The 21226-nt window shown below is 63.8% G+C and carries 18 protein-coding genes; 7 read left to right on the top strand and 11 right to left on the bottom strand.

Annotation, left to right across the window (positions count from 1 at the left end; translation table 11 throughout):
• Positions 1-52 precede the first annotated feature (52 nt).
• The gene (locus tag KLP42_RS05265) at positions 53-1687 is read left to right on the top strand and encodes a bifunctional metallophosphatase/5'-nucleotidase (RefSeq protein ID WP_215565135.1); all 1635 of its coding nucleotides are present in this window, start codon (positions 53-55) and stop codon (positions 1685-1687) included.
• Positions 1688-1818: 131 nt separating this feature from the next.
• Positions 1819-2853 (top strand): ferrochelatase, encoded by a 1035-nt coding sequence (gene hemH / locus KLP42_RS05260; protein ID WP_215565432.1) that lies wholly within the window; start codon positions 1819-1821, stop codon positions 2851-2853.
• 16 nt (positions 2854-2869) lie between these two features.
• Here hemH and KLP42_RS05255 read toward each other — a convergent pair whose 3' ends face one another.
• The 4 genes from KLP42_RS05255 to queC form a co-directional block, all read right to left on the bottom strand.
• The gene (locus KLP42_RS05255) at positions 2870-3634 is read right to left on the bottom strand and encodes a GNAT family N-acetyltransferase (protein ID WP_215565134.1); all 765 of its coding nucleotides are present in this window, start codon (positions 3632-3634) and stop codon (positions 2870-2872) included.
• An 80-nt stretch (positions 3635-3714) separates the two neighbouring features.
• The gene (gene queE, locus KLP42_RS05250) at positions 3715-4470 is read right to left on the bottom strand and encodes a 7-carboxy-7-deazaguanine synthase QueE (protein WP_252192812.1); all 756 of its coding nucleotides are present in this window, start codon (positions 4468-4470) and stop codon (positions 3715-3717) included.
• Positions 4449-4805 (bottom strand): 6-carboxytetrahydropterin synthase QueD, encoded by a 357-nt coding sequence (gene queD, locus KLP42_RS05245; protein WP_215565133.1) that lies wholly within the window; start codon positions 4803-4805, stop codon positions 4449-4451. Before queD ends, queE begins: the two co-directional genes overlap by 22 nt.
• 6 nt (positions 4806-4811) lie before the next feature.
• Positions 4812-5519 carry a 7-cyano-7-deazaguanine synthase QueC gene (gene queC / locus KLP42_RS05240; RefSeq protein ID WP_215565132.1) on the bottom strand — a complete coding sequence of 236 codons (708 nt, stop codon included), beginning with the start codon at positions 5517-5519 and terminating at the stop codon, positions 4812-4814.
• Positions 5520-5690: 171 nt separating this feature from the next.
• On the opposite strand from queC, the gene KLP42_RS05235 reads away from it, so the two are divergent.
• Together KLP42_RS05235 and KLP42_RS05230 are read left to right on the top strand one after the other, a co-directional pair.
• Positions 5691-6707: an SPFH domain-containing protein gene (locus tag KLP42_RS05235; RefSeq protein WP_215565131.1), complete on the top strand. Its 1017-nt coding sequence runs from the start codon at positions 5691-5693 to the stop codon at positions 6705-6707.
• A gap of 4 nt (positions 6708-6711) precedes the next feature.
• Complete coding sequence (locus KLP42_RS05230; protein WP_215565130.1) at positions 6712-7176, top strand: NfeD family protein; 465 nt, start codon at positions 6712-6714, stop codon at positions 7174-7176.
• 29 nt (positions 7177-7205) lie between these two features.
• Here the strand turns inward: KLP42_RS05230 and KLP42_RS05225 are convergent, their stop codons facing one another.
• Positions 7206-8201, bottom strand: coding sequence for a KpsF/GutQ family sugar-phosphate isomerase (locus KLP42_RS05225; protein WP_215565129.1), 996 nt, complete (start codon positions 8199-8201; stop codon positions 7206-7208).
• Positions 8202-8360: 159 nt separating this feature from the next.
• Between KLP42_RS05225 and KLP42_RS05220 the strand changes: the two genes are divergently transcribed.
• On the top strand, positions 8361-9818 hold the full coding sequence (locus tag KLP42_RS05220; protein WP_215565128.1) for an outer membrane beta-barrel protein: 1458 nt from the start codon (positions 8361-8363) through the stop codon (positions 9816-9818).
• A gap of 94 nt (positions 9819-9912) precedes the next feature.
• Here KLP42_RS05220 and galU read toward each other — a convergent pair whose 3' ends face one another.
• The gene (gene galU, locus KLP42_RS05215; RefSeq protein ID WP_215565127.1) at positions 9913-10797 is read right to left on the bottom strand and encodes a UTP--glucose-1-phosphate uridylyltransferase GalU; all 885 of its coding nucleotides are present in this window, start codon (positions 10795-10797) and stop codon (positions 9913-9915) included.
• 263 nt (positions 10798-11060) lie between these two features.
• Here galU and KLP42_RS05210 point away from each other — a divergent pair, with 263 nt between their 5' ends.
• Both KLP42_RS05210 and KLP42_RS05205 read left to right on the top strand, forming a co-directional pair.
• The gene (locus KLP42_RS05210; RefSeq protein WP_252192810.1) at positions 11061-12227 is read left to right on the top strand and encodes a lytic murein transglycosylase; all 1167 of its coding nucleotides are present in this window, start codon (positions 11061-11063) and stop codon (positions 12225-12227) included.
• A gap of 130 nt (positions 12228-12357) precedes the next feature.
• Positions 12358-13503, top strand: coding sequence for an SGNH/GDSL hydrolase family protein (locus KLP42_RS05205; protein ID WP_252192771.1), 1146 nt, complete (start codon positions 12358-12360; stop codon positions 13501-13503).
• Positions 13504-13512: 9 nt separating this feature from the next.
• Here the strand turns inward: KLP42_RS05205 and KLP42_RS05200 are convergent, their stop codons facing one another.
• The 5 genes from KLP42_RS05200 to gltB all read right to left on the bottom strand — a co-directional run bounded on the left by KLP42_RS05200 (position 13513) and on the right by gltB (position 21087).
• Positions 13513-14094, bottom strand: coding sequence for a nucleoside 2-deoxyribosyltransferase (locus KLP42_RS05200; RefSeq protein WP_215565124.1), 582 nt, complete (start codon positions 14092-14094; stop codon positions 13513-13515).
• A 73-nt stretch (positions 14095-14167) separates the two neighbouring features.
• A complete protein-coding gene (locus KLP42_RS05195; RefSeq protein WP_215565123.1) occupies positions 14168-15622 on the bottom strand; it encodes a glutamate synthase subunit beta in 1455 nt (484 codons plus the stop codon).
• 23 nt (positions 15623-15645) lie between these two features.
• The gene (locus KLP42_RS05190) at positions 15646-16032 is read right to left on the bottom strand and encodes a type II toxin-antitoxin system VapC family toxin (protein ID WP_252192770.1); all 387 of its coding nucleotides are present in this window, start codon (positions 16030-16032) and stop codon (positions 15646-15648) included.
• Between the two features lie 8 nt (positions 16033-16040).
• Positions 16041-16313, bottom strand: coding sequence for an antitoxin (locus tag KLP42_RS05185; RefSeq protein WP_215565122.1), 273 nt, complete (start codon positions 16311-16313; stop codon positions 16041-16043).
• Between the two features lie 58 nt (positions 16314-16371).
• Positions 16372-21087, bottom strand: a complete 4716-nt coding sequence (gene gltB, locus KLP42_RS05180) for a glutamate synthase large subunit (RefSeq protein WP_353844826.1) — start codon at positions 21085-21087, stop codon at positions 16372-16374.
• Between the last annotated feature and the right edge of the window lie 139 nt (positions 21088-21226).

The raw sequence follows: 21226 nt of genomic DNA, 5'->3' as shown, positions 1-21226 counted from the left end.
GCAGGCGGAACGGGCGCAAGGGACGTCGCCCAAGCAACAGGAGAAAACCAGGATGATCAGAAGAGTCGGTTTCAGTGTCGTCGCCGCGGCGACCTTTGCCCTGTCCGCAGGCGTTGCCTTTGCGGACTACCAGCTCGACATCCTCCACATCAACGATCTGCACTCGCGCATCGAGGCGATCAACAAGTACGATTCGACCTGCACCGCCAAGGAACAGGACGCCAAGGAATGCTTCGGCGGCATCGCCCGCGTGAAGAGCGCCGTCGATGGCTTCCGCAAGGACAATCCGGGCGCCAACCTGCTGGTTCTCGATGCCGGCGATCAGTTCCAGGGCTCGCTGTTCTACAGCACCTTCAAGAGCGCCCCGGTGGCCGATTTCATGAACGGCATCGGCTTCGACGTCATGGCCATCGGCAACCATGAATTCGATGATGGCCCGCAGGAACTCGACAAGTTCATCGGCGCACTGAAGTTCCCGATCATTTCCGGCAACACGATTCCGGCCAAGGGCTCGCTGCTCGACGGCAAGTACAAGGGCTATGTGATCAAGGAGATCGGCGGCCAGAAGGTGGCCGTGGTATCCGTTCTGGCAACAGACACCGCCGAAACCTCCTCCCCCGGCCCGGACATCAAGTTCGAAGACGAGATCACCTACCTGAAGGCTGCGGTGAAGGAGATCCAGGCGCAGGGCGTCAACAAGATCATCGCGCTGACCCATGTCGGCTACAACAAGGACCAGGAAATCGCCGCTGCCGTGGACGGCATCGACGTCATCGTCGGCGGCCACAGCCACACCTACCTCTCCTCCACCGATCCCAAGGCCTCCGGCCCCTATCCGACCCTCGTGAAGAACCCGTCGGGCGTCGAGGTTCCGGTCGTCACCGCCTATGCCTATTCCAAGTATCTCGGCGAGCTGAAGGTCACCTTCGACGACAAGGGCGTGGTGAAGTCCGCGACCGGCGCGCCGAAGCTGCTCGATGCCTCCGTCACGCCGGACGAAGCCTACAGCGCCAAGGTCAAGGAACTCGGCGCTCCGCTGGAAGAGCTGAAGAAGAAGGTGGTCGGCTCGTCCGAAACCACGATCGATGGCGATCGCAAGTCCTGCCGCGCCGTGGAATGCACCATGGGCAATCTGGTGGCCGATGCCTCGCTTGACCGCGTCAAGGGCCAGGGCATCACCATTGCCATCGTCAATGGCGGCGGCCTGCGGGCTTCGATCGACCAGGGCGACGTCACCATGGGCGAAGTGCTGACCGTGCTGCCGTTCCAGAACACGATCGCCACCTTCCAGATCAAGGGTGCCGACATCCAGGCCGCGCTCGAAAACGGCGTCAGCCAGATCGAGGACGGCGCCGGCCGCTTTGCCCAGGTTGCCGGCCTGAAGTACACCTTCGACCGTTCCAAGCCGGTCGGCAGCCGCGTCAGCAACGTCATGGTCAAGGAAGGCGATGCCTTCGTGCCGCTCGATCCGGCCAAGACCTACGGCGTCGTCACCAACAACTATGTCCGCGGCGGCGGCGACGGCTTCAAGATGTTCGCCACCAATGCCATCAACCCCTACGACTTCGGGCCGAACCTGGAACAGGCCGTGGCCGAGTATCTGACGGCGCACAACCCCTACAAGCCCTACACCGACGGCCGCATCACTGATGCCACGCCGGCCGGTTACGTGGCTCCGAAGAAGTAAGACCTTTTGTCACGACATTGCCGTCGGCCCGGGGCTTCCCCGGGCCGTTTTTTGTTTCTAGATAGAACCATTCGCATCCGTTGCGCGTAGTGAAGCCGGATAGACCACATGCTCCCAGGAAAACCGAAATGATGAACGCCCCCGCCACCCATCTGCCCGCCGATCATCCGGAGGTCCGCTTCGGCAAGGTGGGCGTTCTGCTCGTCAACCTCGGCACGCCGGACGGCACGGACTACAAGTCCATGCGCCGCTATCTGGAAGAGTTCCTGACCGACAGGCGCGTGATCGAGTGGTCGCGGCTGTTCTGGTATCCGATCCTCTACGGCATCGTGCTGAACAAGCGGCCGCAGAAGGTGGGCAAGGCCTATGAATCGATCTGGAACAAGGAACTCGACGAGAGCTTCCTGCGCACCTACACGCGCAACCAGGCGGAAAAGCTCGCCGAGCGCTTCCGGGACATGCCGCATGTGCATGTGGACTGGGCAATGCGCTATGGCCAGCCGGCGATCCAGGCCAAGATGAACGAGATGCAGAAGGCGGGCTGCGAAAAGATCCTGCTCTTCCCGCTCTATCCGCAATATGCGGCGGCCACCACTGCCACCGTCAATGACGAGGCCTTCAAGGCGCTCCTGAAGATGCGCTGGCAGCCGGCGCTGCGCACGGTGCCGCGCTATCACGACGACCCGGTCTATATCGACGCGCTGGCAACCTCGATCGAGAAGCATCTCGCCACGCTCGACTGGGAGCCGGAGATCGTGCTGACCTCCTATCACGGCATTCCGATGTCCTACTTCAAGAAGGGCGACCCCTATCACTGCCAGTGCTACAAGACGACGCGCCTGCTGCGCGACCGGCTGGGCTGGCCCAAGGAGAAGCTGATGGTCACCTTCCAGTCCCGCTTCGGACCTGAGGAATGGCTGCAGCCCTATACCGACAAGACCGTCGAGAAGCTGGCGAAGGAAGGGGTCAAGCGCATCGCCGTTCTGAACCCCGGCTTCGTCTCCGACTGCCTGGAAACGCTCGAGGAAATCGCCGAGGAAGCCGGCGAGGATTTCCTGCACAATGGCGGCGAGAAGTTTGCCCACATTCCCTGCCTGAACGACAGCCAGGAAGGCATGGCGGTGATCGAGCATGTGGTGCGCCGCGAACTGATGGGCTGGGTGTAAAGGCCACCCGCCGCCCTCATGCGGAGAGGTAGTGCGTGAGCCGCAGGAATTCGGTGAGCCCCAGAGCACGGGCGAGCGCCAGCGATGGCCCGTTGCTCTCCTCCACCACATAGCGCCCCTGATATCCGCGCGCATCGAGTTCGGCAAAGGCGGTGCGCACGATCCGCGCGGCAAGGCCCCGCCGTCGCGCGGCCGGATGGGTGGCAAGACCGCCCACCTCCCAGATGCCCGGGCTGTTTTCGAAGGCAAAGCAGACCGACAGCGTCTCGCCAGCCTCCCCTGCCTCCACCACGAAGGCCTGCCCCCCATCGATCAGCCGCCGCAGCCACTCGGCCGCATAGCCGCGCTGCTCGAACAAGCGCCAGCCGGCGGCACTCGGCGCCATTCGGACGAGATCGCGCTCCGCCTGCCAGCCGCAGCCGGAAGGCAGGCGGAAGCTGTGGAAGCAGGTGGTGCGTGTCAGGGCGAAGTAATCGGCGACCACCGCATGATCGGCCGCCCGCGACAGCTTGAAGACAAGGGGGGCGCCGCGCGGCACATGGCCGAGCAGCCGGCGCGTGAGGCCCGGACCGTCACTTGCGATGAAACAGACGAGCCGGGCGCCCGGATAGGTCGAGCGATCATAGGCGCTGGCGGCCACCTGCAGCATCACCAGAACCGCCTCGCCCTCCTCTCCGCGCACATGAAAGCTCTCGGTATGCTCCGGATGGGACTGGAGATATTTCAGGAGGGAAATCGACTTGAGCCGATCACGGCTCAGATAGGCGTGAACGTCGTTCATGATGGGTCCCGGCATGGCTTTGGGGCAGACTGCGCCGGACGCCGTTGATGCACCAATCAAGAGATGGAATGAGAGCGCGTTCACACGCCGCGCCGGTTTCCCCACAGCAGCACATGCAGTTGCGGCAGAACGGTCGCCGTAAACCAGCCCTCCGCCATCACCCGGTCCACCAGCCAGTGCATGCGGCCCATGATGCCGTCGAGGTCGATCACCGCATCCTCCGCTTCCGGCGGCGGTGGTGTGTGGTTGCCGGGCTGGAGATAGACAGGCAGCGCCGGACAGAGGCCTGCCACCTGCCGGGCAAAGGCAAAATCCGCCTCGTCGAAGATCACGAATTTCAGCACCGTGCGCGGACCGCTTGCCGCCGTCTCGACACAGGCCTGCAGCGCCTGCGCGTCAAAGGCCATGCCGCTGGAGGGCGGCTTCGGCGAAAGCACAAGCACGTCGAGATCGGCAAACCACGCGCGTGCGACGGAGCCTTGCGTTTCCAGCGCGAAGCGATAGCCGCGGGCGTGGCCGTGGGCGATCAGGCCCCCCAGCGGCTGAATGGCTGGATTGCCGCCGGAGAGCGACACCATCAGCGGCCTGCCGTTCGACAGCGCCTCAACCTCCGCCCAGATCGCCTCCACCGTCATCGGCTGCCAGTCGGCGCGGAAGCGGCTTTCCACCGCATGCAGGCTGTCACACCACGAACAGCGAAAATCACAGCCGCCGGCGCGCACGAACACCGTCGGCTGGCCGATCAGCACGCCCTCGCCCTGGATGGTTGGCCCGAAAATCTCGCTGATGCGGATCAGCGATCCTTCCGCTGTCGTCACGGGCGATACTCCGCCCAGGTCTTGGGCGTCTCGCTGACCCGCACGGCCGCCGTTTCCGGAAAGCGCGCCTTGCACCAGTCGTAGAAATGCCGGGCGAGGTTTTCCGCCGTGCTCATCGTGGAACCCAGCACGTCGTTCAGATGCCGGTGGTCGAAGTGGTCGTCGATATAGGCCTTCAGCACCTTCAGCTCGTGATAGTCGCGCACGAAGCCGTCGGCATTCAGCGTCTCGCCGGCCAGTTCCACCACCACGATGTAATTGTGGCCGTGCAGGCGGGCACACTGGTGATCGGCCGGCAGGTGGCCAAGCTGATGCGAGGCGGAAAAGTGAAATTCCTTGGTGATGCGGTACATGGGCTGTCAGACCTCATCCGCCCGGAAGCCGGCGGTTGCCGCTTTCCAGAAATCCGGATCGTCATAGACGGTCGGATCTTCGACGCCGGCCAGATGGAAGGCCTCGCGCCGCTCGACGCAGGTGCCGCAACGGCCGCAGTGCCGCTCGCCGCCCTTGTAGCAGGACCAGGTTTCGGCAAAGGGCGTGCCGACGCTGGCGCCTTCGGTCACGATGTCGGCCTTCGAGCCCATCACGAAGGGGGCATGCAGCACCACATCGGCATAGCCTTCCAGCGCATGGTCCTGCATCACCTGGAAGCTGTCGATGAAACCGGGGCGGCAGTCGGGATAGATGAAGTGGTCGCCGCCATGCACGGCAATCGCCACCGCTTCCGCCTGGCGGGCGGCGGCAAGACCGAAGGCAATCGCCAGCATGATGGCATTGCGGTTCGGCACCACGGTGATCCGCATGGTCTCTTCCGCATAATGCCCGTCCGGTACCGCCACGTCATCGGTGAGTGCCGAGCCGGACAGATGCCGGCCGATGTTGGAGATGTCGATGATCTCATGCGGCACGCCGAGCCGTTTCGCCGCCAGCGCGGCAAATTCCAGCTCCTTGCGGTGACGCTGACCGTAATCGAAGGAGATCAGGCCGATAAGGGTATGTTCCGCCGCGACCTTGTAGGCCAGCGAAACGGAATCCAGTCCGCCGGAGCAGACGACGAGGGTTTTCATGACAGGTATCCTTGTTTTGACCGGGTAGGCTGCGACCGGAGGGTGACCCGAGCGGCTGATAGCGGAATTCCGCAATCCGCGCAATTCACGATGGGGATGTCGATTGGCTCTGGTGCCGGGCAGTTGGAGACCATACATCTCTGGCACCCACAGGAACCCTTGGAGGGACACATGGATCTGTCCGGCTTCGACATTCTCGTCATTGCGCTCGTGGTCTTCGTCATTCTGGTGCTGTTTGCCGGGATCAAGACGGTGCCGCAGGGCTATCGCTATACGGTGGAACGCTTCGGCCGCTATACCCGCACGCTCGATCCCGGCCTCAACCTGATCGTCCCGTTCATCGACCGCGTCGGCGCGCAGATGAACGTGATGGAGCAGGTGCTGGACGTGCCGACCCAGGAGGTCATCACCAAGGACAATGCCAGCGTCTCGGCCGATGCGGTGGCCTTCTACCAGATCCTCAACCCGGCCCAGGCAGCCTATCAGATCGCCAATCTGGAAAATGCGATCCAGAATCTCACCATGACCAATATCCGCTCGGTGATGGGCTCGATGGATCTCGACGAACTGCTGTCCAACCGCGATCTGATCAACGAGCGCCTGCTCAGGGTGGTGGACGAGGCTGTCGGCCCCTGGGGCATCAAGGTCACCCGCGTCGAGATCAAGGATATCCAGCCGCCGCGCGATCTGGTGGAGGCCATGGCCCGCCAGATGAAGGCCGAACGCGAGAAGCGTGCGCAGGTGCTGGAGGCGGAAGGTTCGCGCAATGCGCAGATCCTGCGCGCCGAAGGCGCCAAGCAGGCCGCGGTGCTGCAGGCCGAGGGCGAGCGCGAAGCCGCCTTCCGCGAGGCGGAAGCGCGCGAGCGCCTGGCCGAGGCCGAGGCCAAGGCAACGCTGGTGGTTTCGCAGGCGATTGCCGGCGGCGACGTCAACGCCATCAATTACTTCGTCGCCCAGAAATACACCGAGGCAATGGCCGCAATCGGCACCGCCGCGAATGCCAAGATCGTGCTGATGCCGATGGAGGCCTCCTCGCTGATCGGGTCGCTCGGCGGCATCGGGGCGATTGCCCGCGAAGTGTTCGGCGAGCCGGCGCAGGCCGGCCAGCCATCGCCGCCGCGCGGCGTGGCTGCCCCGCGCAGCACGCCGGCCGTCAATCCGTTCAACCGGCCGGGCAGCGAGAGCTGAGGCGATGATCCAGCAGCTGGTCATCACCCTCGGCCCGTGGAGCTGGTGGATCCTCGGACTGATCCTGCTGGCGGCGGAACTGGCCGCCCCCGGCGTCTTCCTGATCTGGGTCGGGCTTGCCGCCATGGTGGTTGGGGCCGCCTCGCTGTTGCTGTGGGATCAGGCCGCCTGGAGCTGGCAGGTGCAGCTCATGCTGTTTGCCGCGCTTGCCGTCGCAATCACGCTGGCCGGCCGGCGTGTGTTTGCCCGCACGGATGGCGAAAGCGACGAACCCTTGCTGAACCGGCGCGGCGAGAGCCTTGTCGGCCGCACCGCGACGCTTGCCGAGCCCATTCGCGAAGGCCGCGGCCGCATCAGGCTGGATGATACCTGGTGGTCGGTTTCCGGACCGGACCTGCCGGCCGGCATGCGGGTCAGGGTCGCCGCCTGGACGGGCAACGAACTCATCGTGGAGCCGGTGGCCGGCTGACCCTTGGGCTTTGCGAGACGACGTCGCCGTCAGGCGACGCCGATCCGGAGCAAATCGTGGAAATGCACGAGGCCGATCGGCCTGCGCGCCTCGTCAACGACGATCAGCGCGCCGATATTGTGCTTGTTGATGAGGCCGAGCGCGGCCGTTGCCAGCGTGGTGGGGGCAATGGTCTTCGGCGTTGTCGTCATCACGTCATCGACGCAGAGTTCGCCGAGATTGCGGTGCAGGTTGCGCGCCATGTCGCCTTCGGTGACGATGCCCGCCAGCGTGCCGTCCTCATCGAGAACCACGACGCAGCCGAAATGCTTGCGGGACAGCGTGCGCACCGCCTCCGGCATCGGCGTGCCGCGCGGGACCAGCGGCAGACGCTCGCCGGTATGCATGATGTCGCTCACATGGGTGAGGCTCGCGCCCAGCTTGCCGCCCGGATGGAAGACGTGGAAATCCGTCGCGGTAAAGCCGCGCGCCTCCAGCAGTGCAACGGCCAGCGCATCGCCCAGCGCCAGTTGCATCAGCGTCGAGGTGGTGGGCGCCAGCCCGTGCGGGCAGGCTTCCTGCTCGGCCGGCACCAGCAGCACCACATCGCTCTGGCGCGCCAGCGAGGACTGCGGCGCGCAGGTGATCGACACCAGCGGAATGGAGAAGCGGCGCGTATAGGCGATGATGCTCTTCAGCTCCGCGCTTTCGCCGCCCTTGGAGATCGCCAGCACCAGATCATTGCCGGCAATCATGCCGAGATCGCCGTGATTGGCTTCGGCCGCATGCACGAAGGAGGCGGGCGTGCCGGTGGAGGCAAAGGTCGCGGCCATCTTAGCGCCGATATGGCCGCTCTTGCCGACGCCGGTGACGATGACGCGGCCGGTAATGCCTGCAATGAGCGCAATGGCCTGGCGCATGGGCTCCGCCAGGCCATTGCCAAGCGCTGTCTCGAGCGCGGTCAGCCCGCGCTTTTCGATGGAGATGGTGCGCAGCGCCGAGGCAATCACATCGGCCTGATCGGGAAGAATGGCTTTGCTGTTCATGCGGCCTGCCATAGCGCGGCCGGCGACGGAAGTCCATGCGGCACCCGGTCCCGCCGGTGCAAGGAACCACAAGCGGCCCGCAACCAAGGATTAACCCTGTTCCTTTAGCCTTTGCTCATCATGGCATTCCGCCAGGATCCGCATCGCATAAGGCCGTTCATGTCCCGCATCCCTCTCCGTCACGGCAAACCGGACCGGCGCGCACGGCCGGCGGCGCTGGTCGTGACGGCGGCGGTGCTGCTGGTGCCGATGCTTGCGCCCGCACAGTCTCTCGTGACGGAGGGCAGCGACATCGTCACCACGGACGAAGCCGCAACGTCGGCCGCCGGGCGCAACCCGAACCCGATTGGCGCCGCCACCCTGCGCACCGGCCTGCGGCAGGACGTGCCACTGGGTGTGGACGGCACCGATGCCGACGATCTGAACACGCTGATCGAGGGACCGCAGAACCTGCCGGAGGCGGCTATTGACGGCGGCGATGCAGCGCCTCGCTTCTCCGACGATGGCAGCGGCATCCGGCTTGGCAGCTTCATGTTGCGCCCGACGATCAACGAGAGCATCAACGGCGAGCGCACCCGAAGCGGCGGCAGCGAGACCCGCCGCACCTATGCCGCCACCGCCGTCAACGGCACGCTGACATCCGACTGGTCCCGTCACGCCCTGACGGTGACGGCGGAAGGCACGCATGAGCGCAATCTGAGCGGCAGCGCCAGCACGAAACCGGAGGGCCGCATCGATGCCGATCTGAGGCTCGATCTGGCCGACGAAACCGTCGCGCATCTGACCGGCGGCTACGCCTTCGAGCGCGAGGATACCAGCGACCCGAACGCCATCAGCGGCGCCACCACCCAGGCCGGCGTCAACCGCTACAGCACGGGCGCCTCCATCGCCCGCGACTTCGGCATCCTGCGCGGCACGGCCAGCCTTGCCGCCGTACGTTCCACCTATGGCGCGGCCCGATTTGCCGATGGCAGCCGCCTTTCGCTCGGCGACCGCGACCGCTGGGCGGTGGAAGGCCGGCTGCGTCTCGGCTACGAACTGTCCCCCGCCCTCATCCCGTTCATCGAGGCAAGCCTCGGCCGGGCGATCTATGACGAGACGCGCGACGTCTCCGGCTATGCCCGTTCCTCGCACAGCTATGGCGGCCGCGGCGGTCTTCAGGTCGATTTCGGCGAGAAGCTGCGCGGCGAATTGGGCCTCGGTTATGCCGTGGTCGACTACGAGGATGCGCGCCTCGCCTCGCTCGGCGCCATCACGCTTGATGGAAGCCTCTTCTGGTCGCCGCACCGGGGCACCGACGTCGATTTCGGCCTGCGCACCACGCTGCAGGATTCGACCACCGCCGGGGTCAACGGCTGGCGGGAATATCAATGGACCGCCGGCCTGTCGCATCAGGTGATGAGCCGCCTGACGGCACGCCTCACCGGCTCCGTCACGCAAAGGGATTTTTCCGCTGGTCCTGACGAAACCGACTGGCAGACCGGCTTCGGCCTGATCTGGAACCTCAACCGCTGGTTCGATGTCACCGCCAATCTCGGCTATGAGCATACAGGCAATGCAAGCGGCCCTGACAGCAATCTGGTGCGCGCCGGCCTTGGCGTGAGCCTGCGGCGGTGACAGGCGCGCCCTCATCCGGCGCGACCGGCAGGGCAGCAACAGAAAACCCCGCGGCGCAAGCCACGGGGTTTGAAAATCGACCAGACGATTCCGATCAGAGGCCGGAGGTCAGGGCCTTCAGCGGGCCTTCGATCAGCGGGCGGATATCGCCGCGCTTCAGCGCGAAAGCGAGGTTTGCCAGGATGAAGCCGTCCTTGGCACCGCAGTCGTAGGTCTCGCCCTTGAAGTGATAGCCGGCGAACTCCTGCGACTTGGCGAGCGTCAGCATGCCGTCGGTCAACTGGATCTCGTTGCCGGCGCCACGCTCCTGGGTCTCCAGGATCTTGAAGATTTCCGGCTGCAGGATGTAGCGGCCGTTGATGAAGAAGTTCGACGGTGCGGTTCCCTTGGCCGGCTTCTCCACCATTTCGGTGATCTTGAAGCCTTCCTCGCCAACCTTCTCGCCGACGCCGACGATGCCATACTTGTGCGCCAGTTCCGGTGCACATTCCTCGACGGCCAGAACATTGCCGCCGGTCTTGTCGTAGAGTTCGACCATGCCCTTGAGGCAGCTCTTCTCCGACGACATGATCATGTCGGGCAGCAGGACGGCGAAGGGCTCGTCGCCGACGATGTCACGCGCGCACCAAACGGCGTGGCCGAGACCGAGCGGAACCTGCTGGCGGGTGAAGCTTGCCGTGCCTGCCTTGGGAAGAAGATCCGCAAGCAAGGTCAGCTCGGCATTCTTGTTGCGCTCGCGAAGCATCTGTTCGAGTTCGAACTGAATGTCGAAATAATCTTCGATGACACCTTTGCCGCGACCGGTAACGAACACGAAATGCTCGATCCCTGCTTCCGCGGCTTCATCGACAACGTACTGGATGACCGGCTTGTCGACGACCGTCAGCATTTCCTTCGGTACAGCCTTCGTGGCTGGAAGGAAGCGGGTTCCCAGTCCAGCGACGGGGAATACGGCCTTACGGATTTTCTGTTGTCCCACTCATGCCTCCTAAAGCACTTACAATCATTGCGGTGCGGAATCGCTGTTATCCGAAAATCACCACATATTCACAAACAATGACAGAGCAGTGTAGTGATGGTAAAGAATTTGTTGACACTGTCTGCCGTATCCTGCCGTGACGGCCAGGGCGTGGTTCCCGATCCTGGCGAATTTGAGACCGGAAAGCACAAGGAACACGACAGCCGATGAGATTTTTCAGCCCACATCGTTTCGCCGGACTTGCCCTCTCCGTGATCGCAGCCATGACGCTGGCGAGCACTCCATTAGATGCCAGAGCCGATAACGGTTTCAAGACATGGGTCGCCAATTTCTATCGCACCGCAGCAGAAAACGGCATCACGCGCTCCACCTACAACAAGGCCTTTGCGGGCGTGAAGGGTCCGGATGAGGACGTGTTGCGCAAGGCCAACTACCAGCCGGAGTTCAAGACCGAGATCTGGCAGTATCTGGATTCGCGCGTCAATCCGTTCACCGTGCGCAACGGTCGCGAGATGCTGGCGCGCCACGGCCGGCTGCTGGAGGCGCTGGAGCATCGCTTCGGGGTGGACAAGCACGTGCTGCTCGCCATCTGGTCAATGGAATCCAATTACGGCGCCGTTCTCGATCAGCCGGAGCGGCTGCACCACATTCCACAGGCGCTTGCCACGCTGGCTTGGGCTGATCCCCGGCGGGCGAAGTTCGCTCGCACGCAGCTGATCGCCGCCCTGAAGATCCTCCAGACCGGAGAAATCTCGCCGAAGCACCTGACTGGCTCCTGGGCGGGCGCCATGGGCCATACGCAGTTCATTCCGACGAGCTACCTGCTCTATGCCGTCGATGCCGATGGCGACGGGCGGCGCGACATCTGGAGTTCGGTTCCGGATGCGCTGGCGACGGCCGCCAATCTTCTGGCGGAAAACGGCTGGCAGGCGGGCAAGACCTGGGGCTACGAGGCGGTGCTGCCGCCTGGCGCCGCACGCTATGCAGGCCAGACGAAGACGCTCGGCCAGTGGGCAGCGCTCGGCTTCATCCGGCCGAACGGCAAGGATTTTCCACGCCCCGGCGATCGAGCGGAGCTGAAGCTGCTGGCCGGCGCCGAGGGACCGGCCTTCCTGATGCTGCGCAACTTCTTCGTGGTGAAGCGCTACAACGCCGCCGACAGCTATGCGCTGGCCGTCGGCCTTCTCGCGGACGAGATCGCCGGCTATGGCGGCATGGTGCAGCCCTGGCCGCGGCCGCATGGAACGCTGGACGTACGGGAAAAGCTCGAACTGCAGAGCCGCCTCAAGGCCATGGGCTATTACGACGGCGAAATCGATGGCAATCTGGGTTCCGGTTCGCGCGCCGCCATCAGCGCCATCCAGTCGCGGCTCGGCATGGAAGCGGACGGGGAGCCGTCCCAGACGCTGCTGAAACGGTTGCGCAACTGACATCGTGGAACGGGCGGTCCGGCTGCCCGTTTCCGCCTCCGATCTGCGGGACGCGGTTCGGCCGGCATGCTGGATACGGAAAGATGGGCACATGACACAGGGCGGCAGAGGCGGGCAGCGGACATGCATCATGATGCTGTGCGCCCTCATGATGCTGCCGCTCGACGGCGCCCCCGCCGCCGCCCAGGAACGCCGCACCCTGATGGACATGCTGTTCGGCGACCGCCGGCAGGTTGAGGAGCGGGTGATCGTCAAGCCGGAAAACCAGAGGCAGCGCCGCCGCCAGCCGGCCCGGGTCACCGCGCCCGAGGCGGCACGCACCGTCGCCCCCGCCCCGCGCGCCGAGGAGCCTGCGCCGGTGGAGAAGATGGAAAACGCCCGCAAGATCCTGGTGATCGGCGACTTCACCGCCATGAGCCTCGGCAAGGGGCTGAACGCTGCCTTCTCGCAGGATCCGTCCGTCGCCGTGATCGAACAGGGCTCCGGCTCCTCCGGGCTGGTGCGCGAGGATCATCTGAACTGGCCGCAGCGGCTGCAGCAACTGCTGGCGGAGGAACGGCCGAAGCTGGTCGTGGTGATGATCGGCGCCAATGATCGCCAGGCCATGCAGGTCGAGGGCGGGCGCGAGCGTTTCCGCACCGATGCCTGGCTTGCAGCCTATGAGGCGCGCGTCGCGCGCCTTGCGGCCATGGTCACCAAGGCGGGCCTTCCCCTGCTCTGGGTCGGCCTGCCCGCCTTCGAGTCCCCGTCGCTCACCACCGATGCCGTGACGCTGAACGGCATCTATCGCCAGCAGGTGGAGAAGGCGGGCGGTGAATTCGTCGACATCTGGGACGGCTTCGTCAGCGAGGGCGGCAAGTTCATCGTGACGGGATCCGACATCAACGGCCAGCCGGTCAGGCTGCGCAGCGCCGATGGCATCGGCTTCACGGATGCGGGCAAGCGCAAGCTCGCCTTCTATGTGGAAAAACTCGCCCGCCGGCATCTGGGCGATCTCAGCATTGCCGACATCATCCGCGGCGATGCCGCCGACCTGCCCCAGCTTTCCAGTCTGCCGCCGGAGGCGGAGACCAGCGTGAAGACCCAGCCGATCAGCCTGACGGACCCGGATCTGGACGGCGGAGAGGAACTGCTGGGCAAGGCCCCTTCCCCGCCGGCCCCGGCCGTCGACAAGGAAACGCCGCGCGACCTTCTGGTGAAGCGCGGCGAGCTGCCGGAAGCGCCGATCGGCCGCGTCGACTATTATCGCACGGAGATCACCGGCGCGACGCGCTGACGCCCTGCCTCACGCCGCCTGCCCGTCGCGTCGGCTCGCAAGCACCGCAAGGCACTGCTCGAAGGCCGCAAGGTCGGTGTAGAGGGCATCGGCCGGTGCCGCATGGATGGCAATGTGACCGCCGCGCCGCTCGATGCCGCCATGCAGCATCAGGTTTTCGATCATGTCGAAATCTTCGAGCGACATGCCGTCCGGCCCGCGCTTGCGGCCATCGGCGCCTTCGCGCACCTCGTCGCCGTAGAAGCCGGCGGTGCGGGCGTAATGATTGGCGGTCACATTGGTATAGGCCGCCACCAGCTTGCCCTGTGCGCACATGTAGCCGAGTTCGAAGGCGGTTCCGACATCGGCGGCAATGCCGCGAAACGGCGTCAGGTTGGCGATCACTCCATCGGCGCGGTTCATCATGCCTTCGTCCACCGCGCTGATCTTCAGGCCGAATTCATGGCGGGTCGGCGCAGGCTCGATGAAGATGTCGCCGGGGCAGATCGGCTCGAAACCATGCGCGCGGGTGAGCGCCGCCTTGGCATCCAGAATATCACGGGCATTGGGGAGAAAGACCTCCGGCCCGGCAAGATAGAGTTTCAATGTCATTGGCCGTCAGTCCGGTAAATTTCACGCAGAAACGGATCGGCCCGGTTTCCCGGGCCGATTTCGCTGTTGCATCTCAGGCCGGCAGAACCGTGCTGCCCATCAGGGCCTCGTCCACGGCGCGCGCCACCTGGCGGCCCTCGCGGATCGCCCAGACGACCAGAGACTGACCACGACGCACGTCGCCGGCCGCCCAGAGCTTGTCGACCGAGGTCTTGTAGTCCTTTTCGCTGGCGACAACATTGGTCGAGCCGCGACGGTCGACATTGAGGTTCAGCTTGTCGCCCAGATCCTTCAGAACGCCATCCTGGAACGGACCGGAAAAGCCGATGGCGATGAAGGCGAGATCGGCCTTGATGATGAAATCCGTGCCGGCGATCGGCTTGCGGCGCTCATCGACCTGGCAGCAGCGCACGCCGGTCAGCTGACCGTCTTCGCCGACGAATTCCAGTGTCGCGACCTGGAATTCGCGGATCGCTCCCTCGGCCTGGGAGGAGGAGGTGCGCATCTTGGTGGCCCAGAACGGCCAGACGGCGAGCTTGTCTTCCTTTTCCGGCGGCATCGGGCGGATGTCGAGCTGGGTCACCTTCACGGCACCCTGGCGGAAGGCCGTGCCGACGCAGTCGGACGCGGTGTCGCCACCGCCGACGACGACGACATGCTTGGCACCGGCCAGGATCGGTTCGGACGGCCAGCCGACGCTGTCGATGTTCTCGCGACCGACACGGCGGTTCTGCTGAACGAGATAGGGCATCGCATCATAGACGCCGTGCAGGTCGACGCCGGGAATGCCGGCAGGGCGCGGGGTCTCGGAGCCGCCGCAATAGATGACGGCATCATGCGCGTCGAGCAGCGTCTGCATCGGGATGTCGACGCCGATATTGGCGCCGTAATGGAAGGTGACGCCCTCGCCCGTCATCTGCTCGACGCGGCGGTCGATGAAGTTCTTCTCCATCTTGAAGTCCGGAATGCCATAACGCAGCAGGCCGCCGGCCTTGCTCTCGCGCTCATAGACATGCACCTCGTGACCCGCACGCGCCAGCTGCTGCGCAGCCGCCATGCCGGCCGGACCGGAACCGATCACGGCAACCTTCTTGCCGGTCTTCACGGTCGCCGGCTGCGGCACGATGTAACCAAGCTCGTAGGCCTTGTCGGCAATCGCCTGTTCCACCGTCTTGATGGCGACGGGCGCATCTTCGAGGTTCAGCGTGCAGGCTTCCTCGCAGGGAGCGGGGCAGACGCGGCCGGTGAATTCCGGGAAGTTGTTGGTGGAATGGAGGTTGCGGATCGCCTCTTCCCACTTGTTGTTGTAGACGAGGTCGTTCCAGTCCGGGATCTGGTTGTGCACCGGACAGCCGGTCGGGCCATGGCAATAGGGGATGCCGCAGTCCATGCACCGCGCCGCCTGCTTGGTGACTTCCGCATCCGACATCGGGATGAGAAACTCGCGGAAATGGCGAATACGGTCAGAGGCCGGCTGATACTTCGCCACCTGCCGGTCGATTTCCATGAAACCCGTAACCTTGCCCATCTTTCATCCCTCAATCTTCGCCGCTAGCGCAGCCAATTTTCAACCTTCAACCCCGGCACGCGGGAAAACTCACTCTCGTCGTTCGTCACCAGCACAGCGTCCAGTGCCAGTGCATGGGCAGCGATCCATAGGTCGTTTGGCCCGATATTCTTTCCTTGCCTCAACGCCAGCCGGACCTCGGCATACCGCTGATCACCCGGAAGCTGCAGCGGCGCCACATAAAGCCGCCGCGTTACCGCTGAAACCTTGCGCGCCAACTCCTCGGAGCCGTTTTTCTTCACGCCGTACCAGATCTCCCCATGGGTGATGATACTGATGAAGGCATTTTCTTCCCCGATCTCAAGAAGCCGTTCGAGGACCGTTCCACGCGGATCCCTGACCATCGCCGAAACGACGTTGGTATCAAGCATATACCGCATCAGATCTCGACCTCGTGGAGCGGTTCCAGATCGTCGTCGTTGCCAACGAACTCTTCTCCACTCCAGGCTTCCGCCTGATTGAGATACTCGATCAGGCCCGCAGTCACCGCGGTTCGCATCAGGATCGAGCCATCCGGCTGCTGCACCAAGACGGCACGATCACCATCGAACTCGAATTCCTTCGGTATGCGAACCGCCCGGCTTCGGCCGTTTTTGAAGATGGCTGCTGCGACCTCGCCATCTCCAATTGCGTCTTTCACATGCTCGTTCATATTTGCCTCCACTATTGGCATATGCTGGCAGCATATCACAAAGGTGGAACATGTCGAACTATTCCGCCGCAACGCCCATGCGCATGCGTTCCATTTCCTCCAGCGCACGGCGGTACTCGACCGGCATGACCTTGCGGAACTTCGGACGATACTCGCTCCAGCGATCCAGGATCTCCTTGGCGCGGGTAGAGCCCGTGTAGTGGAGATGGTTGGAAATCATCTGGTAGAGGCGCTCCTCGTCGTGGCGCGTCATGTCTTCGGAAACGTCCACACGTCCCTTGTGCATGAGGTCGCCACCGTGATGGTGAAGCTTCTCCAGCATGTCGTCTTCTTCCGGCACCGGCTCCAGCTCGACCATGGCCATGTTGCAGCGCTTGGCGAAATCGCCCTTCTCATCGAGAACATAGGCCACGCCGCCAGACATGCCGGCTGCGAAGTTGCGGCCTGTTTCTCCGAGAACCACCACAATGCCGCCCGTCATGTATTCGCAGCCGTGATCGCCCACGCCTTCGACAACGGCAATCGCACCGGAGTTGCGCACCGCAAAGCGCTCGCCCGCCACGCCGCGGAAGTAGCACTCGCCGGTGATCGCACCGTAGAGCACGGTGTTGCCGACGATGATGGAGTGCTCTGCGGCGAGCTTCGAGTTTTCCGGCGGACGCACGATGATGCGGCCACCCGAAAGCCCCTTGCCCACATAGTCGTTGCCGTCACCCACCAGATCGAAGGTGATGCCGCGTGCGAGGAAAGCACCGAAGGACTGGCCAGCCGTGCCGCGCAGCGTCACGTGGATGGTATCGTCCTTGAGACCCTTGTGACCCCAACGCTTGGCGAGCGCGCCAGACAGCATCGCGCCGGCAGAACGGTCGACGTTCTTGATCGGCACTTCGAAGACAACCGGCTCCTTGTTCTCCAAGGCAGGCAGCGACTTCTCGATCAGCTTGCGGTCGAGAATATCGTCGATCGGGTGCTTCTGGCGCTCGGTCCAGTAGGTTGCTTCCTTGGGAGCCTCGACCTTGTGGAAAATCCTCGAGAAATCGAGACCCTTGGCCTTCCAGTGTGCCAGCATCTCATCCTTTTCGAGCAGTTCGGAAGCGCCGATGATCTCATCCAGCCTGGTGAAGCCAAGCGAAGCGAGGATTTCACGCACTTCTTCGGCCACGAAGAAGAAGTAGTTGATGACGTGCTCCGGCGTGCCCTTGAAGCGCTTGCGCAGAACGGGATCCTGCGTGGCAACGCCCACCGGGCAGGTGTTGAGATGGCACTTGCGCATCATGATGCAGCCGGCGGCAATCAGCGGCGCGGTGGCGAAGCCGAATTCGTCGGCCCCCAGAAGCGCACCGATGATGACGTCGCGGCCGGTCTTCAGACCGCCATCCACCTGAAGGGCAATGCGGGAACGAAGGCCGTTCAGCACCAGCGTCTGCTGGGTTTCGGCAAGGCCGATTTCCCAGGGGCTGCCGGCATGCTTCAGCGAGGTGAGCGGGGACGCCCCGGTGCCGCCATCGAAGCCGGCCACCGTGATATGGTCGGCGCGCGCCTTGGCAACGCCGGCGGCAACCGTGCCGACACCCACTTCCGACACCAGCTTGACCGAGATATCGGCGGCCGGGTTGACGTTCTTCAGGTCGTAGATCAGCTGCGCCAGATCTTCGATCGAATAGATGTCGTGGTGCGGCGGCGGCGAAATCAGGCCGACGCCCGGCGTGGAATGGCGGGTCTTTGCAACCGTCGCATCCACCTTGTGACCGGGCAGCTGACCGCCTTCGCCGGGCTTGGCACCCTGCGCCACCTTGATCTGCAGCATGTCGGCATTGACGAGATATTCCGTCGTTACACCGAAGCGGCCGGATGCAATCTGCTTGATGGCAGACCGTTCCGGGTTCTGCGACCCGTCGGCAAGCGGCATGTAGCGGTCGCTCTCTTCGCCGCCCTCACCCGTGTTCGACTTGCCGCCGATGCAGTTCATGGCGATGGCGAGCGTGGTATGCGCCTCGCGGCTGATCGAGCCGAAGGACATGGCACCCGTCGAGAAGCGCTTGACGATATCGACCGCCGGTTCGACCTCATCAATGGAGACCGGCTTGCGGCCAATCGCTTCCGCCGACTTGATCTTGAACAGGCCGCGAATGGTGTTCATGCGCAGCGACGTCTCGTTCACCATGGCCGCGAATTCGCGGTAGCGATCCTGGCTGTTGCCGCGCACGGCATGCTGCAGCGAGGCCACCGCATCCGGCGTCCAGGCATGGCTTTCGCCGCGCATGCGGTAGGCATATTCGCCACCGATATCGAGCGTGGATGCGAGAATCGGGTCCTTGCCGAAGGCAGCCGTATGGCGGGCAACGGTTTCCTCGGCGATTTCCTTCAGGCCGACCCCTTCGATGGTGGTGGCCGTGCCGAAGAAATACTTGTTGACCAGTTCCGACGACAGGCCGATGGCATCGAAGATCTGCGCGCCGCAATAGGACTGGTAGGTCGAGATGCCCATCTTGGACATGACCTTCAGGATGCCCTTGCCGACCGCCTTGATGTAGCGATAGACCACTTCGCTCGCATCGACTTCCTTGGGGAATTCGCCACGGGCATGCATGTCGGTCAGCGTATCGAAGGCGAGATACGGGTTGATCGCCTCGGCACCGAAGCCGGCAAGGCAGCAGAAGTGATGGATTTCGCGCGGCTCGCCGGATTCCACCACCAGACCGACCGAGGTTCTGAGGCCCTTGCGGATCAGGTGATGGTGCACGGCAGCCGTCGCCAGCAGTGCCGGAATGGCAATGCGATCCGGGCCGATCTGGCGGTCGGAGAGCACGATGATGTTGTAGCCGCCCTTGACGGCCGCTTCCGCCCGCTCGCACAGACGGTCGAGCATTTCCGGCATGCCTTCGGCGCCGCGCTCCACATCATAGGTGAAGTCGAGCGTCTTGGTGTCGAAATGGTCTTCCATGTGGCCGATGGAGCGGATCTTTTCGAGATCGCCATTGGTCAGGATCGGCTGGCGCACTTCCATGCGCTTGGCCTTCGCCATGCCTTCATGGTCGAGAATGTTCGGGCGCGGGCCGATGAACGACACGAGGCTCATGACGAGTTCTTCGCGGATCGGGTCGATCGGCGGGTTCGTCACCTGGGCAAAGTTCTGCTTGAAATAGGTGTAAAGCAGCTTCGACTTCGACGACATGGCCGAAATCGGCGTATCGGTCCCCATGGAGCCCACGGCTTCCTGACCGGTCGTTGCCATCGGCGACATCAGGATCTTGGTGTCTTCCGAGGTGTAGCCGAAGGCCTGCTGGCGGTCGAGCAGCGATACGTCGCGGCGCAGCGCACGCGGCTCCACCGGCTTCAGCTCTTCCAGAATGATCTGGGTGCGATCCAGCCAGTTGCGGTAGGGATGCTTGGTTGCGAGCTCGCTCTTCACTTCCTCGTCGGAAACGATGCGGCCCTTCTCCATGTCGATCAGCAGCATCTTGCCGGGCTGCAGACGCCACTTCTTGACGATGGTTTCCTCCGGAACCGGCAGAACGCCGGCCTCAGACGCCATGATCACCCGGTCGTCCGAGGTGACGACATAGCGGGCCGGACGCAGTCCGTTGCGGTCGAGCGTCGCGCCGATCTGCTTGCCATCGGTAAAGGCAACGGCTGCCGGACCATCCCACGGCTCCATCAGCGCGGCGTGATATTCGTAGAAGGCCTTGCGTTCCGGGCTCATCGACTGGTTGCCGGCCCAGGCTTCCGGGATCAGCATCATCACGGCATGCGCCATGGAATAACCGCCGCGCACGAGGAATTCGAGCGCGTTGTCGAAGCAGGCGGTGTCCGACTGGCCTTCGTAGGAAATCGGCCAGAGCTTGGAGATGTCATCGCCGAAGAAGGGCGAGGAGACGGATGCCTGGCGCGCCGCCATCCAGTTGACATTGCCGCGCAGCGTGTTGATTTCGCCGTTATGGGCGACCATGCGGTACGGATGCGCCAGCTTCCACGACGGGAAGGTGTTGGTGGAGAAGCGCTGGTGCACGAGGGCGACCGCGGATTCGAAACGCGGATCCGACAGGTCCTTGTAGTAGGCGCCGACCTGATAGGCCAGGAACATGCCCTTGTAGACGATGGTCGAGGACGACAGCGAGACCGGATAGAAGCCGGTTTCCTGGCCGCCGAACTGGTCGTAGATGCGGTTGGAGATCACCTTGCGCAGCAAAAACAGCTTGCGTTCGAAATCGTGGTTGGTCGCCGCATCGCGCCCAGCCCCGATGAAGACCTGACAGTGATAGGGTTCGGTTGCAGCAATATCCGGCGCCTTCGACAGCGAGGAATTGTCGACCGGCACGTCGCGGAAACCGAGGAACTGCTGCCCCTCTTCCGCAATCACATCGACCATCACCTTCTTGAAGTGCTCGATCTGCTCGGGATCGCGCGGCATGAAGACATGGCCGACCGCATATTCACCGGCCTTCGGCAGGGTCACGCCCTGCTTGGCCATCTCCTCGCGGAAGAAACGGTCCGGGATCTGCACCAGAATGCCAGCACCATCGCCCATCAGCGGATCGGCACCGACGGCGCCGCGATGGGTGAGGTTTTCAAGAATGAACAGACCGTCCTTGACGATCTGGTGCGACTTCTGCCCCTTCATATGAGCAATGAAGCCCACGCCGCAGGCATCGTGCTCGTTGCGCGGATCATAAAGCCCCTGCGCGAACGGCATGCCCGAGGCAGAGAGACGGGCCGGAATGACGGCCTTCACGGTCTCGCCTTCGGCACCATGGGGTCTTTCAGCCTGCGTCATCATTCTTCCTCCTTATCGGCCGCCGAAGCGGGCAAGGGTTGATCTCATTCACCGCCCGGAGGCGGCCCGTAGCCATACACAGCGCAAGTGAACCGCAGACGACAATACCTCCCGGAGCGGGAGGTTAACAGTTCCTTGC

The organism is Rhizobium sp. CSW-27 (assembly GCF_018760785.1).
Classification (GTDB): domain Bacteria; phylum Pseudomonadota; class Alphaproteobacteria; order Rhizobiales; family Rhizobiaceae; genus Neorhizobium.
The sequence above is the reverse complement of the archived record's forward strand: the minus strand, read 5'-3'. Positions and strand labels throughout refer to the sequence as shown.

Coding starts and splice junctions, on each gene's coding strand:
- KLP42_RS05190 (WP_252192770.1), bottom strand. CDS start 16,032: ATGCTTGATACCAACGTCGTTTCGGCGATGGTCAGGGATCCGCGTGGA.
- KLP42_RS05230 (WP_215565130.1), top strand. CDS start 6,712: ATGATCCAGCAGCTGGTCATCACCCTCGGCCCGTGGAGCTGGTGGATC.
- KLP42_RS05195 (WP_215565123.1), bottom strand. CDS start 15,622: ATGGGCAAGGTTACGGGTTTCATGGAAATCGACCGGCAGGTGGCGAAG.
- hemH (WP_215565432.1), top strand. CDS start 1,819: ATGAACGCCCCCGCCACCCATCTGCCCGCCGATCATCCGGAGGTCCGC.
- queD (WP_215565133.1), bottom strand. CDS start 4,805: ATGTACCGCATCACCAAGGAATTTCACTTTTCCGCCTCGCATCAGCTT.
- KLP42_RS05205 (WP_252192771.1), top strand. CDS start 12,358: ATGATGCTGTGCGCCCTCATGATGCTGCCGCTCGACGGCGCCCCCGCC.
- KLP42_RS05265 (WP_215565135.1), top strand. CDS start 53: ATGATCAGAAGAGTCGGTTTCAGTGTCGTCGCCGCGGCGACCTTTGCC.
- KLP42_RS05235 (WP_215565131.1), top strand. CDS start 5,691: ATGGATCTGTCCGGCTTCGACATTCTCGTCATTGCGCTCGTGGTCTTC.
- KLP42_RS05185 (WP_215565122.1), bottom strand. CDS start 16,313: ATGAACGAGCATGTGAAAGACGCAATTGGAGATGGCGAGGTCGCAGCA.
- KLP42_RS05200 (WP_215565124.1), bottom strand. CDS start 14,094: ATGACATTGAAACTCTATCTTGCCGGGCCGGAGGTCTTTCTCCCCAAT.
- KLP42_RS05220 (WP_215565128.1), top strand. CDS start 8,361: ATGTCCCGCATCCCTCTCCGTCACGGCAAACCGGACCGGCGCGCACGG.
- gltB (WP_353844826.1), bottom strand. CDS start 21,087: ATGACGCAGGCTGAAAGACCCCATGGTGCCGAAGGCGAGACCGTGAAG.
- KLP42_RS05225 (WP_215565129.1), bottom strand. CDS start 8,201: ATGAACAGCAAAGCCATTCTTCCCGATCAGGCCGATGTGATTGCCTCG.
- queC (WP_215565132.1), bottom strand. CDS start 5,519: ATGAAAACCCTCGTCGTCTGCTCCGGCGGACTGGATTCCGTTTCGCTG.
- KLP42_RS05255 (WP_215565134.1), bottom strand. CDS start 3,634: ATGAACGACGTTCACGCCTATCTGAGCCGTGATCGGCTCAAGTCGATT.
- KLP42_RS05210 (WP_252192810.1), top strand. CDS start 11,061: ATGACGCTGGCGAGCACTCCATTAGATGCCAGAGCCGATAACGGTTTC.